The sequence below is a fragment of the Colwellia sp. C2M11 genome (genome assembly GCF_018860915.1).
Lineage (GTDB): Bacteria > Pseudomonadota > Gammaproteobacteria > Enterobacterales > Alteromonadaceae > Colwellia.
In genome coordinates this window covers 71798-86183 of the sequence record NZ_JAHKQD010000048.1, presented here as the reverse complement: position 1 = coordinate 86183, position 14386 = coordinate 71798, and the positions used below count along the sequence as shown (strand labels likewise).

At 36.6% G+C, this 14386-nt stretch carries 12 protein-coding genes; 3 read left to right on the top strand and 9 right to left on the bottom strand.

The features are described 5' to 3' along the window. Positions 1-81 precede the first annotated feature (81 nt). Together KO509_RS14405 and KO509_RS14400 are read left to right on the top strand one after the other, a co-directional pair. On the top strand, positions 82-1377 hold the full coding sequence (locus KO509_RS14405) for an adenylosuccinate synthase (RefSeq protein ID WP_215973962.1): 1296 nt from the start codon (positions 82-84) through the stop codon (positions 1375-1377). A gap of 276 nt (positions 1378-1653) precedes the next feature. After that, complete coding sequence (locus KO509_RS14400) at positions 1654-3726, top strand: TonB-dependent siderophore receptor (RefSeq protein ID WP_215973961.1); 2073 nt, start codon at positions 1654-1656, stop codon at positions 3724-3726. 204 nt (positions 3727-3930) lie between these two features. On the opposite strand, the gene KO509_RS14395 is transcribed toward KO509_RS14400, so the two are convergent. Genes KO509_RS14395 through KO509_RS14380 form a run of 4 tightly spaced genes read right to left on the bottom strand, consistent with a single transcriptional unit; the run spans position 3931 to position 7236 of the window. Next, entirely contained in the window at positions 3931-5226 is a 1296-nt protein-coding gene (locus KO509_RS14395) for an ATP-binding protein (RefSeq protein ID WP_215973960.1), read from the bottom strand. A 15-nt stretch (positions 5227-5241) separates the two neighbouring features. After that, positions 5242-5973: a response regulator gene (locus KO509_RS14390; RefSeq protein WP_215973959.1), complete on the bottom strand. Its 732-nt coding sequence runs from the start codon at positions 5971-5973 to the stop codon at positions 5242-5244. Continuing rightward, the gene (locus KO509_RS14385; protein ID WP_215973958.1) at positions 5973-6362 is read right to left on the bottom strand and encodes a DUF3019 domain-containing protein; all 390 of its coding nucleotides are present in this window, start codon (positions 6360-6362) and stop codon (positions 5973-5975) included. Before KO509_RS14385 ends, KO509_RS14390 begins: the two co-directional genes overlap by 1 nt. Then, complete coding sequence (locus KO509_RS14380; RefSeq protein WP_215973957.1) at positions 6352-7236, bottom strand: MipA/OmpV family protein; 885 nt, start codon at positions 7234-7236, stop codon at positions 6352-6354. The genes KO509_RS14385 and KO509_RS14380 overlap by 11 nt, the downstream gene beginning before the upstream one ends. A 313-nt stretch (positions 7237-7549) precedes the next feature. Here KO509_RS14380 and KO509_RS14375 point away from each other — a divergent pair, with 313 nt between their 5' ends. Continuing rightward, a complete protein-coding gene (locus KO509_RS14375) occupies positions 7550-9643 on the top strand; it encodes a beta-propeller domain-containing protein (protein WP_215973956.1) in 2094 nt (697 codons plus the stop codon). Between the two features lie 50 nt (positions 9644-9693). On the opposite strand, the gene KO509_RS14370 is transcribed toward KO509_RS14375, so the two are convergent. The 5 genes from KO509_RS14370 to KO509_RS14350 all read right to left on the bottom strand — a co-directional run bounded on the left by KO509_RS14370 (position 9694) and on the right by KO509_RS14350 (position 14095). Further along, the gene (locus tag KO509_RS14370; RefSeq protein ID WP_215973955.1) at positions 9694-10029 is read right to left on the bottom strand and encodes a hypothetical protein; all 336 of its coding nucleotides are present in this window, start codon (positions 10027-10029) and stop codon (positions 9694-9696) included. 68 nt (positions 10030-10097) lie between these two features. Further along, positions 10098-11129 (bottom strand): porin, encoded by a 1032-nt coding sequence (locus tag KO509_RS14365; RefSeq protein WP_215973954.1) that lies wholly within the window; start codon positions 11127-11129, stop codon positions 10098-10100. 43 nt (positions 11130-11172) lie between these two features. Further along, positions 11173-12453, bottom strand: a complete 1281-nt coding sequence (locus KO509_RS14360) for a TRAP transporter large permease subunit (protein WP_215973953.1) — start codon at positions 12451-12453, stop codon at positions 11173-11175. Then, positions 12453-12971 (bottom strand): TRAP transporter small permease subunit, encoded by a 519-nt coding sequence (locus KO509_RS14355; protein ID WP_215973952.1) that lies wholly within the window; start codon positions 12969-12971, stop codon positions 12453-12455. The genes KO509_RS14360 and KO509_RS14355 overlap by 1 nt, the downstream gene beginning before the upstream one ends. Positions 12972-13033: 62 nt before the next feature. Continuing rightward, positions 13034-14095: a TRAP transporter substrate-binding protein gene (locus KO509_RS14350; protein ID WP_252727613.1), complete on the bottom strand. Its 1062-nt coding sequence runs from the start codon at positions 14093-14095 to the stop codon at positions 13034-13036. Positions 14096-14386 lie beyond the last annotated feature (291 nt).

The following is a 14386-nucleotide window of genomic DNA, read 5'->3' as shown; positions in this document are numbered from 1 at the left end:
AAATAAACAGTTATTTGTTCTTGGACTACAATTTGATTTTTGTTAGAATCCCCGCCTAATTTTCTTATGAAATAGTCAAAAATGGGCAAAAACGTAGTTGTTCTAGGTACCCAATGGGGTGACGAAGGTAAAGGTAAGATCGTTGACTTACTAACCGATAAAGCAAAATATGTTGTTCGCTATCAAGGCGGACATAATGCAGGCCATACTTTAGTGATAGACGGTGAAAAAACCGTACTTCATCTAATTCCATCAGGTGTATTACGTGATAACGTAAAATGTCTTATTGGTAACGGTGTAGTTTTATGTCCTAAAGCTTTAATGACAGAAATTACCATGTTGGAAGCTAAGGGCGTTCCAGTACGTGAACGTTTGCTAATTAGTGACGCATGTCCGCTAATTCTTCCATACCATAATGCTTTAGATGCTGCTCGTGAAGTTGCACGTGGTAATAAGCCTATTGGTACAACAGGGCGTGGTATTGGTCCAGCATACGAAGATAAAGTTGCACGACGCGGTTTACGTGTTGGTGATTTATTCTGTGCAGAGACTTTTGCAACTAAATTAAAAGAAATTGTTGAATATCACAACTTCTCATTGGTTAACTATTATAAAGTTGAACCAGTGAATTATGAAGAAGTACTTGCTGATGCACTTGCTGTTGCTGATACGATTAAAAAGATGACTGCTGATATTTCAGAAATCTTAGATCAAGCACGTATTGCAGGCGACTCTATTATGTTTGAAGGGGCTCAAGGAACATTACTTGATATTGATCATGGTACATATCCTTATGTAACATCTTCAAATACAACGGCTGGTGGCGTTGCTACTGGTTGTGGTTTTGGTCCACGTCACTTAGATTATATTCTTGGTATCACTAAAGCTTACACTACTCGTGTTGGTTCAGGCCCATTTCCTACAGAGTTAGATGATGAAATTGGTAATCATTTAGGTACTGTTGGCCATGAATTTGGAGCAACTACGGGCCGTGAACGCCGTTGTGGTTGGTTTGATGCTGTTGCAATGCATCGTGCAGTTCAAGTTAATAGTGTGACAGGCTTTTGTTTAACTAAACTTGATGTGCTTGACGGTTTAACAACCTTAAAAATTTGTACTGGTTATAAAACTGAATCAGGCGATATTATCACTGTGCCGCCAACGGCTGCTGAAGGTTACGATAAGATCACACCGGTATATGAAGAAATGCCAGGTTGGACTGAAAATACAGTTGGTGCAACATCAGTTGATGATTTACCAGCTAATGCCCTTGCTTATATTAAGCGCATTGAAGAAGTTACTGGTATTCCTGTTGATATTATTTCAACTGGCCCAGATCGTAACGAAACTATTATTAAAGTTAATCCGTTCGTTTAATCACGAAACTTATTACTTTAATCGCATAAACCTTAGGGTTAAAACCTGTCAGTGAAATACTGACAGGTTTTTTTTTGTCTTTTTAAATTTTTAAAAATTGTAATGTAATTAGCTAGCTTGTTATTCCTTGCCAGCATTAGTGTTGTTTCATCGTACTTATCTACTTACTTATTTATAGCTAAAGTCAAGGCCAATGATATTGATTCGCATTTTGTTTTATGCTCTAATTGCGCTCATTTATTACAAGTATATTTAAATTTTTAGGGGATATTCATTATGCGGACCACAAAGTCATCGCTATCGCTAGCAATTACATTAGCTTTAGTATCATTAAATACAGTTGCTGAACAGCAAGGTGGTGGTGAAGAAAACGAAAGCCAAACAATTATGCCAGCAATGGAAGTTATTGATGTGGTAGGTAATGCCAATTCGGTAATATTAGATCATACCGGATCTGTTGTAGTGGTAAATCGTCAACAAATTGAGAAAATTCAACCACTATCTACTGAAGATATTTTACGTCGTATTCCGGGTATTAACACTAAAAGTGAAGAAGAAACCTCAATTGTGGCCAACTTTGGTATTCGTGGCTTATCTGCGAGTGAATCTAAATCTCTTATGTTAGAAGATGGTGTTCCTGTAGCACCTGGCTTATTTATTGGTAATGAGCGTTACTTCAATCCTCGTATTCAACGCATAGAGCAAGTTGAAGTATTGAAAGGCTCATCGTCACTTCGCTATGGTCCATCAACTATTGGTGGTGTAGTAAACTATCAAACAAAAACACCTGATGATGGTGTCATGCTGACAGGTCGAGCTGGTTCGTTTAATATGCAAGAAATCAGCTTAGAAGCTGGTGGCAAGAACGAATCAGGTGATGCTTTTGCTGGTGTTGTGGCAACACATGCTACCAGTGATGGTTTTATGGATAAAGGCTATGAAATGACTGATGTTATGGCTAAGGCTGGTGTTATTTTAGCTAATGGTCAAAAAATTGGTCTTAAAATTTCACGTTATGAAAATGATGCTGATATTTCTTATCGTGGTTTGTTAAAGGATGATTATTTAGCTGGTGCTGATTACAACCCAGGAGCAGATGATAAATTTTTAACAGATCGTACCGCGTTTGATATTAACCATGAGTTAGCTATTTCTGAGCAAGCTACTTTGAAAACGTTAGTGTATTGGAGTGAAGTAAGCCGTGATTATTGGCGTTATGATGTTGATACTGATGCTTCAAACGATGCTGGACGATGGGTTTATCAAGACACGTTAACGGGTAATAACCGTTCATTCGAACGTGTGGGTATAGAAACTCGCTTAACACTCGATCATCAGTTATTTGGTCTGACAGCAGATAGTGAGTTCGGCTTACGCTTTATGCAAGAAGAATCAAATGATACGCGCATCCGAGCTACACGCGCTGCTGATCGCACAGGTGTTAATGATCGACATAGAATTGATTCTGCAGACAGTTATGCTGCACATGCACAAACACGTATTGAATTAAGTGAACGTTTTGCGATTACCCCAGGCTTACGAGTTGAATCATACGAGCAAAAGCGTCTGATATTAACTGAAGATAATAGCACGGCTAAAACGACCAATACTGAAGTTTTACCAGGTGTTGGGGTAACCTATAACCTAAGCGACTCAGCACAGGTTTATGGTGGCGTATATCGTGCATTTTCACCTGCTTCTAATGGTGTGGCACTTGATGGCCTTACCGATCAAGATTTAGATGGCGAACGTTCAACTAATTATGAATTAGGGCTTCGTGGTAATAAGGGCGATATCAATTATGAGGTTGCTGCCTTTGCTATGGATTTCAGTAATCAGGTAGTGACGGGTAACAGCGATCCAAACTTATCACAGTCTAACGGTGGTGAAACTGAGCATTTAGGTATGGAGTTCATGCTAGGCTATAACCTGGGTGGTGGTTTCAGTATTGATACTAACGCTACTTGGGTTCCTACTTCAGAGTTTAAAAGTGGTGAAAACCAAGGTAATCGATTACCGTATGCGCCAAAAATAGTCGCTAATCTTATATTGAACTACCAATATGAAAGCTTAAGCACAGCCTTAACTGTTCATCATCGAGGCGAACAATATGGTGATGCGAGTAATATTGAAGAGATCCCAACAGATGCGGCAGGCGGAATTTGGGGTGGTTTAATGCCATCTTATACGTTGTTAGATCTAACGGCACAATATAATTTAGCTAATAATATACGTTTATTTGGCGCTGTAAAGAACTTGACAGATAAACGTTACATTACTGGTTTACGCCAAGGTATTTATGTTGGTCCAGAGCGCTCATTAGAAGTTGGCATAAGTTACAAGTTTTAAGTAAGTGACCTGAACTATAAAGTATTAATATTAAAATTTTTAGTGTTAGAAAATAAAGCATAGTCTGGGTAACCGGCTATGCTTTTTTTTTGCCAGCATAGTTTAGGTGTTCTAATGCTCTAAATCCAGGTGGTAATCGATGTCGTTATTAAGTTACTTTAACCTGAACTCGGTTTAAGATGTTTTTAATTTATTAAACCGAGCTCAGGTTACTTTAGGTAAAGTGATTACAAATTTACATCCACCTAACGTCGAATCACTTAGCGTACAGCTTGCTTTATGCCATTCACAAATTCTTTGAACAATTGCAAGGCCTAAACCATAGCCCCCTTTTGTTTGGTTTTCACTGCGATTGCGGTGCGATTCTAATCGAAAGAAAGGTTTAAATATTTTGCTTCTATCTTCTTTAACAATTCCTGGTCCGTCATCCTCAACGATTATTTCTATGTGATGTTTGGATACTAATAAGCTTATTTCAATCGTACTTTTCGCATAACGTAGTGCGTTGGTTGATAAGTTTTGTAGTGCACGTTCAAGCAGGTGTTCATTACAATGGTAATAACAGGGTTTAGGTGTTTGCCATTTTATTTGCAAATCATCAAGCCTATGCAACTTGTAGACTTGATGAGTTATTAACGCTGTTAATTCCACCGGTGACTTTTTAATATCTTGATTAATATTTTCTAAACGGGCGTAACTTAACATTTCATCAATCAGTGCTTCTATCTCACTAACATCTTGTGCCATATCTTTACGCTGCGCTTCGTTTGCCCCTTCAAGCATAGCAAGAGAGAATTTAAGTCTTGATAAGGGGGTACGTAATTCATGAGAAACTGCATTAACCAATTGCTTTTGATCCGATAATAGACGAATAATTCGATGAGCCATATCTTTAAAGGTGATGACAATTTGCTTGATTGGAGAGTGGTGATTTGTCGATACATCGACATCCAGCTTACCATTGGCAATATCTCCAGCCATATCGGTCAGTTGATTTAAGTCTCGCCATAAAGGTCTAGTCCATAAGGCAATAACACCGGCGAGTAATAAGTAAGAAATACATAAGAAAATCCACTTGAAGTGTTGATTATGAGTTTCTAGCTGGTTATTTCTAGTGAATGGTCCTAGTTGGTAAACAGTTGGGCTATCTAAAATTTTAACATAGAGAATAACGTTATCTTGTTCATCATAATTTAATACTATATTTCCTGATAATAATTTTTCTTCTTGTTCACTGAGCCAAGAAAAGTCACTCATGGGGGCTACTACTATTGGTACTTCAAGTGCTGTGCTAAGGAGTTTGATTGTTGAATCAGTTGATTGCGACTTTTCTTGATGTAATAAAGGTAAAAATTTTGCCACTTTTTCAAGGTGATGCCATTGTTGATTAGCGGGAGTTTCTGCATCAACAAAGTGCAACCAAAGTTGCTCAGATAGCCAATTAATTGATAATAAACCGATGATTATAACTAGGTATAAATTGATGAAAAGGCGATTCAAAATTATGCTACCAGCCTAGTGGTTATCATTGGGTTGTATGTTAGAAGCATGGTTTTCTTCCCAAGCACTACTACTAAACAAGTAACCTTTACCCCAAACAGTAATAATACGATATGGATTTTTAGTGCAATCACCTAGCTTTTTTCTTAAGCGCGAGACTCTAACATCAACACTTCTATCTAAACCATCATATTCTCGACCGATCATTTGCTTATGAATATACTCTCTACTTTGTGGTTCCCCCGCATTAATTGCCAATAACCAAAGTAGTTCAAATTCGTGGCTAGTCAACTCAATTGGCTCAGATGATAATGTTACTTGTCGCGATGTTTTAAATATACTCAATTGGCCAAAGGTTAAATTGTCTACTGACATTTTTTCACTGTGTTTTTTACGACGCATCAGCATGTTTATTCTGGCTAGAAGCACATGAGGTTCAACAGGTTTGATGATGTAATCGTCGGCACCTATTTCTAAACCCAGTACATGATCAAAATCGCTGTCTTTTGCAGTTAGAAATATTATTGGCTGAGCATAGCTATTACGAATTTTACGGCAAACAGAAAAACCATCTTCTTTGGGTAGCATGACATCTAAAATAATCAAATCTGGAGAGTGTTTTTGTAGAAAATTGACAACATTATCTCCTTGATGAAGCATCGATACTTGAAAACCATTTTGTTTCAAGAATTTAGCAATAAGATTAGCTAAACGTAAATCATCTTCGACAAGTAATATATGTCCCATTAGAAAAAGCTCCAATTTGCACGTAACCGACGACGATATTTATTCGGTATTGCCGTATTAATTTTTACGTTTTGGTTGGCAAATATTTGTTGATCGTTTTTTAAGGTAAATTGCATATTTTGATCAAGATAAATTTCGATATCTGTATTAATATCACGAGCATTTTGCCAACAAGTTAAACGTAAATCATTTTGAAACAGGCAAGCATCGATTAACTGCTCGCTTTGCCAGGCTACTTTTACTGTCATTTTACAGGTATCGCCAAGCTTTTTTACCATACAAACCGTAGGTTTAATGACTAATTTTGTGTCTGAATATGCGGCTACTGATTGTGACAAACTACTTAATATCAGAAAACCAAGAATATTTTTAACATTGCTAGAAGTCATAGGTGACTCCTGCAAAAATAGTATTAATATGATTATCTTTTACTAAAGGACTATCAGTCATATTACTATCTAAAAATACACGTTTAACATTAAATTTTGCGCTCCAATCTGCAGATATTTGATGTACTAGCGCTAAGCGGAAGTAAGGGTTAATACTTAATTTCCCTTGATAGGCTTGGGTTTTATTTTGTGCTTTTGCTGGTGGTACGCCATAGAAATAATCGACTAAGTTTTTACTGTTAACATTCGTACCAAAGCTATATGACATTCTTGTATTGGGTAACTGCTCAAATTTTAGCATCCGATTTAATTGAAATTGGCCATTAAACCCGTTATAGACATTATTTATATCGTGGAGAATTTGCACTTCAACATCAGTGCTTGAATCAATAAACCAATTTAACTGAATGCCACTATCTACAGCCCAGCGTTTACTTGAAACATCGTCAATAGTAATTTCTGGTACAATACTGTCATTGTCATTGTTGCCCTCAGCATTGTCTACTTCATCCTTATCAACAATATTACTTGGAGCACTACTGTCTAAAAAAATATTTTGAGGATGCCAGCGGGTAAAGTAAGCTTTTTCATGGTTTAGTTGGATAATTGTACTGACAACCAACTGTTGACCATTAAATAAGGTATAACCTAAGGTGTTATTTTCAAAAAATATTTTCTCACCATAGTAACTGATTTCAGGAATAAGGATTAAAGGAGTATTATCACCACCATTTAGAGGATTAGTATAGACACCAGCGCCTACTGAAACTGCAAAATTCCATTCTCCAACAATTGCACACTGGTCAGATTCTTGATTACAATCAGCTCGGCAATATTGGCTAAAGAGTAATAAGAGTAAAAAAAAATATTTCAAGTAATAAGCTACCTTTGGTTTAGAGTATATCCACTCAAGCTAGCCCTGGTAAACATTTGAATAAATCGATCCAAATATAAGTTTAAGGGGTATAACCAGTAATAAAAGATACGTTTTTATTCATGATTTATGAAAGAGGTATCTTGAGCGACATTACTGTATAATTTACCACGGTTTGACACTATTGCTAGCTTCAATTACATCCAATTACATTTGGTTGCATTTAATAACAATATAAAAAATCCAGTAAGTATTAATTACGTTATATAATGTTCATTAGTATAAATTATATATGAATTACATGGAGAACAAAATGTTGGATAAAAAGCTAATACTTCTCGGTTATTTTTTTCTGTTAGTCGGTTGTGGTAGCGATGAAAAAACAGAAGCACCTGTTGAAGAAAATATTCAAGTAGTTCCTTCGCTTAATGATATGTCTATAGCGTTAACTCCTTTGAAAGCTGCAAATCCAACAGATTTTGAGCACCATTTAAAAAATGGGGTTTATCTTAATAGTACTCAAAAAACTGGTTTTTTAGAGCCCATTAATGCTGATACTGCCAACGCTACTGAATCGATAAGTAATGAAGGCGGTCAACAAAGTAATTATTCATTGACGATCAACCAAGAAGCTGGGGTAGCTGAAGGTGACCGCTTAAAATATGACGGCGAATATATGTATATTGCCAATGATGACTCTTATCAACAGCAAGGAGCGACTCAAGAGACATCAAAAACATCAATACGCATTGTGCAACGCAATGAAGAAGGTGGCCTTAGGGAAATGTCCAACACTGTGGTAAGCAAAGCCGCTTCATCGATTAATAGCTTATATTTGAGAGAAAATACACTGGCTGTATTGTCGAATATTTATGATTACTCTATTGCTAATAGCATGCTAACTTCAACTATTGCTATTGATATGTTCTTTCCTACAGAACAAAATTTCAATTTGTCGTTATTAGATGTTAGCAATCAAGCAGCACCTAATATAACAACTTCTTATACTATGGATGGTTCTATCATTGATAGTCGACGTGTCGATAATGTGTTGTATATTGTGAGTAGTTTCTCACCTTATGTTTCAGGACTTCCTTATGCAACAACTGACGCTGAAAAACTGGAAAATTATCAACATGTATTTGCGTCTAATATTAGTGATTTTCTCCCACAGTTAACAGATTCAGAAGGTAATACCAGTAACTTAGTTGAACCAGAAAATTGTTATTTACCAGCAAACTCAACCGATAAAGACGGTTTTAATGGTATTGTAACCTTAACAACCGTTGATTTAACTCAACCTGATAGCATCTCTTCAGTTTGCATCAACACGCAAGTATCAGGGCTTTATGCTACGCCTACGTCTGTCTATTTATATGGCACGGATTATCAATATGAAAATAACCAAACGACAGAAACATCTATTATTCATAAATTTTCAATTGCGAAACAGGATATTGATTATGTTGCCTCTGGTACATTAGATGGTCGTTTTAATTGGGGGTTATCAAACCTTAGGTTTAGTGAAAAAGACAATAATTTAAGGGTTGTTACCACTAAAGGTAATCAAAGTGTTGGTTATGAGCATCGCCTAAATATTCTTAGTCCATCAGGCAACCAGTTAAAGCTTGTTGCGCAACTTCCGAATGACACCTACCCAAATAAGATAGGTAAAGTAAATAATGAGGGTATCGTACAAGAAGATATCAAAGCTGTTCGTTTTTTTGAAAACAAAGCCTTTGTTGTTACCTTTTTAGATACTGATCCACTATATGTACTTGATCTTAGTGACACAGAACAATTAAAGATAGCAGGTGCGCTCGAAATTCCAGGTTACTCTTCTTATTTACATCCGATCTCTGATAACTTGTTAGTGGGTATCGGGCAGAATGTTGATCCTAATAGAATGGTGTTCATTGATGCTATCGCGATTGATAGTGCAGAAAGTATCCCTATTATTGAAGGAGCTAAAATTAGTTTATTCGATGTTAGTAATATGAATAATCCTCTTGAGATTAATTCGATTGTTTATAAGGATGGTTATACGCCTGTTGAATATAATTATCATGCACTGACTTACTTAAAAATGCCAAATGGCACACATCGTTTTGGTTTACCCGTTGAAAAATGGTTGACAGAAACGGTAGTGAATCTTGAAACAGGTAATGAGATAGATATTTGGACTAGAGATAATGCGTTACAACTTATTGAGGTTACAGGTGATGATACCGATGCCTTATTAGTTGATAAGGGCAGTGTGAATGCTCTTATGGCATTAGAGCCAACATATATTTCTGGTTGGGATGACCGAGCAATATTCCATGGTGATGATATTTATTATTTGCATGGTAATAATATTTGGAAAAGTTTTTGGCAAACGCCGGAATTAACTACTGGCCCATTTTAAGCGCTAAACCTCGTTACTATGAGTTATATGAAGAGTAGCCACTATAATAATTAGTGGCTAATTTCTTTATATTCTAACCACAATAAAAATTCTTGGTATTGTGCAGTATTATTTTCTTTATGTTCTTTCCATTTTTTGAATAAAGCGAACTCAGCTTTCTTTGATAATGCCGGTGCAGTAGGGATGATATCTTCTACAGAAGTGTTGCCTTGTTGTTCAGCGTGCTTTTGAGGCTGTGCTTCAGCGGTAAGGTTATCAGTTTTTAGTATGGTAAATGCTCCTTTTTTACCGGTAAATAGTCCTGGCTCTTTTTCCATTTCATTATCAGCTAATGTAGCAGAACTTATAGTTAATAATGTAATAGCGATACCTAGCGTATGTTTCATCGTTTTTCTCCAAATAACGAGTAAAGGATAGCAGGTAAAATACCATGCTACCCTTTAATTAATAATGATTAAAACTTAACTAAACCACCTAAAACTAAAGCGTTAAAAGATTCTTGATCATCAGTATCGCCTTTTGTTGCTTGTGCCCATAATTGTACACCAGCTAAGGGTTTAAAGTTATACGCTAATGTTGTACGAGTATGGTCAGCACCAGATACGCCTGCAGCATCTTCAGAGCTGTAATTACCCATACTAATACTGACGGCATGTTTATCTTTGGTGTAGCCTAATTTCCAGTTGAGATACTCTCTTGTACTGTCATCAACCTGATCCGCTGTGCCATAAGTAGCAGTAAAGTTAACACCAGATGAATGTTTATAACCAGCAAGTATACCTCGGCCTTCTGTTGCGCCTAAGAAGCCTGCTGTAGCATTTTCATCTATATTTGCTTGTGGGTCATCATCACGATCAACATCACCGTAATCCACATTCCAAATATTTACTCGCCAGCCATTAGCGACATATTTAATTGCCACCTCGTAGCCGCTCGCTTCACTCATTTGGGCGTAGAATTTAGCACCGTCTAAAAAGGTTGGTGATTCATAAATAATACGCTCATTAAAAATAGACTGAGCTTGTACAAGTGGTGTTTGACTCTCAGCCGCTGGACCGCGACGACTTGCACCAAAACGCTGACTCATCCCTAATGGATCTGACCACCAAGTACCTGATTGATCAACATCAGAAATAATCCAAGTAATCCCCGCACCTGTACCTAATTTTACTTTACCAAAATCACCGGCTATAGATAGTTCTTGGATACGTGTACGTGAATTTCCCTCAGTGTGAAGGACATTAGAAACGCCTTCATCTAAACCAACCTCTAACTGAGCACCAAACTTTACATTACCGTAATCAAATGTGCCTTTAAGGCCAAAATTTGATTCTGCAAATTCATGACGACCAAAATATACATCCTTCGAGGTATCATCTTTTAGCATATTGTAAGTAATTCGTCCGTAAACTGATACATCAGCTATAGCTGAATTTGTCACCAATAAAGAACTGCCAATTGCTAAAAAGAGTGCTGTTTTTTTCATTATCATATCCCCAATTTTTTTTATGTTTTTTATTATGTTTTTCTTATGTGAAGATAAAGTATTCAGGCAAAAATAAGACCAGTGCTAGAACCATTATCTGCATTAGGATAAAAGGAATTACACCTTTATATATTGTTGTTGTTTTAAGTGAGGGCGGCGCTACACCTTTTAGATAGAAAAGGCTAAAGCCAAATGGTGGTGTTAAAAAGGATGTCTGTAAATTCATTGAAATTAAAATGGCAAACCACACCAAATCTATTTCTAACACCATAGCGACAGGTACCAAAATAGGTACAACTAAAAACGCTATTTCAATAAAATCGATAAAGAAACCTAAAATTAATATCGCTAACATAGACATCAATAAAAATGTCCACTTATCGCCAGGTAAGTCTAAGAAGAACTCTTCAACAATATATTCACTACCCGAGTAGCTAAATACCATAGAAAATGCAGTTGCACCAATTAGTACAGCGAAGATCATCGATGTTACTTTTACTGTTTCTTTAGATACATCGTTTAATTTCTTGAAAGAAAAACTACGATAGAAAACAGCCAAAACAACTGCGCCTAAAGCACCAATAGCAGAAGACTCTGTTGGCGTTGCAATACCTGAAAAAATAGATCCTAAAACCGTTACGATAAGTAATAATGGTGGAATAATATCTTTTGTCGCTTGCACTAAAAGTTCAGCTTTACTTTCAGTGATCTCCATAGGAGGACAATATTCAGGTTTAACTTTACCTAAAACTAAAATATAAATGGTGTAAACAACAATGAGTAACATACCTGGAAGTACAGCAGCTTTAAATAAGTCGCCAACAGGAACACCCATCACATCGCCAAGAATAATTAAAATAATTGAAGGTGGAATAATTTGACCCAAAGTACCTGAGGCGCAAATAACACCAGCCGCAGTAGGTTCATGATATTTATTCTTAAGCATTACTGGTAAAGATATAACCCCCATTGCCACAACACTCGCGCCAACAACACCGGTAGAAGCCGCTAATAAAGCACCAACAATAATAGTTGAAATAGCAACACCACCAGCAATACTACCAAACAGCTTCGCTGAAGATTCTAGTAAACGTTCAGCTAAGCCCGTTTTTTGCAAAACGATCCCCATGAAAACGAACATAGGAATTGCCATTAAGGTGGTATTCTCCATTACACTCATAATGCGGTATGGCATAAATGAAAAAAGATCTAAGCCTAAGGCAAGTACACCCACCAATACTGATACGCCAGCAAATGTAAAAGCAACTGAATAGCCAAAGAATAAAAATAGTAAAGCGACGACAAATAAAATTAAACCCGTCATTATTTCTCTCCTTTTTCTGGAACAAGAGTTGAAAGGCTTTTAATTTGAGTGAGCACTACATATAAAAGACAAACGAGTAAATAAATAGATGAAACAGGAATAACACTACGGATAATCCAGCGATGAGGTAATCCACCCGGATCTGCACTGCCTTCAGCCATAGTGTAGGCTTCTAGTGCATAGTCCCAGCTGAAATGTAAAATTAATAATGTAAATGGTAAGGCAAATAATAAAGAGCCGGCGATATTAATGATAGCTTGTGATTTTTTAGACAGTTGATCGTAAATAACATCAACTCTGACATGGCCATCTTCTTTCAATGTATAGCCAATACCGAACATAAACATAGCCGCATAAAGGTGCCATTCAAGCTCTTGCATTGCAATACTGACATCATTAAAGAAGTAACGCATTACCACATCGTAAAAGACGTTCAGAATCATCAAGATCATTAATACACTGCAGAGCGAGCCAACAGCGTTGATAAATTTTTCAAGGATATTTAATAAGGTTTTCATAATAATAACCTCCATAGTTACTTACTTAAGCAAAGTAAGTAACTATAGATTAGAGGGACGTTCTACTTAGCGCTAAAGCTGTCTAAGTAGGCACGGTCAGAGAAGTTTGTCCAAGCACGTACTTGTTCTTGGTAGCTTTTGATTGAGTCTAAAATTTCTTGAGTTTTTGGATCTTTACTTGCAAATTCAGCAAGTAATTCACTGTTAGCAACTTGGATTGCATCCATTACTGGTTTAGGGAATGTACGCATTTTCACATTAGGGAAATCTTTTTGGATTGTTGCTAAGTTTTTACCACTTTCATGCGTTGATTGGGTATACATGTCGTATGCCGCTAACTTCATTGCTGCAACTAATATTTTTTGTAAATCTTCAGGTAATTTATCATAAGCTTTTTGGTTTACCATAAACTGAAGTTCAGTTGCAGGCTCATGCCAGCCAGTGTAATAGTATGGTGCTATTTTATGGAAGCCCATACGTAAATCTAATGAAGGTCCAACCCATTCTAACGCGTCAATGGTATTACGTTCTAACGCTGTGTATAGCTCACCTGATGGAATATTAGTAGGTTTAGCACCTAACTTAGCTAATACTTCACCAGCAAAACCTGGAATACGCATTTTCAAACCTTGAAGATCTTCAACAGTGTTGATTTCTTTGCGGAACCAACCACCCATTTGGTTACCTGTGTTACCACCAGGGAACGACATAATGCCGTATTTGTCGTAAACCGACTTCATTAGCTCCATACCGCCACCATGGTAGAACCAGGCGTATTGTTCAGCCGTTGTCATACCAAAAGGAACCGTGGTAAAAAACATAGTGTTAAAGTCTTTACCTTTCCAATAATATGATGCTGAATGACCCATTTGGTATTGGCCATTTTTAACAAAATCGAATATACCAAAAGCAGCTTTATGCTTATTAGCAGAATCGATTCGAATAGTGAAACGACCGTTAGATAATTCTTTTACTAACTTCGCCATATTTTTTGGTGCATCACCGAAGATAGGGAAATTAGGCCCCCATGTTTCAGCTAATCGCCATCTAACTTTCTCATCGCCAGCAGCATTTACCAGTCCAGAAAATGCAACTGATGCAACTAACAACGCTTTTATAATCATTGATTTTGACATTGTAATCTTCCCCATTTTGCGTTTAATACGCTTATTAAAGTTCGTATATTCTCGCAAAAATGGGGCATGTTAACTATTCGTATAAACACTTACTTACCTACCTAGTTATACGATCTATACTAGGTATTAATACGTAGGTAATAGTACGTGTTCAGTATCAGTTGATAGTAAAGTCTTCTAATATTTGTGATGATAGTTGACCGGCCGAATACAAATGGTTATTTGCATTCTTTTATAATAATCAACAAGAAGATTCCTTGATTAAATAACAAAGGTAAA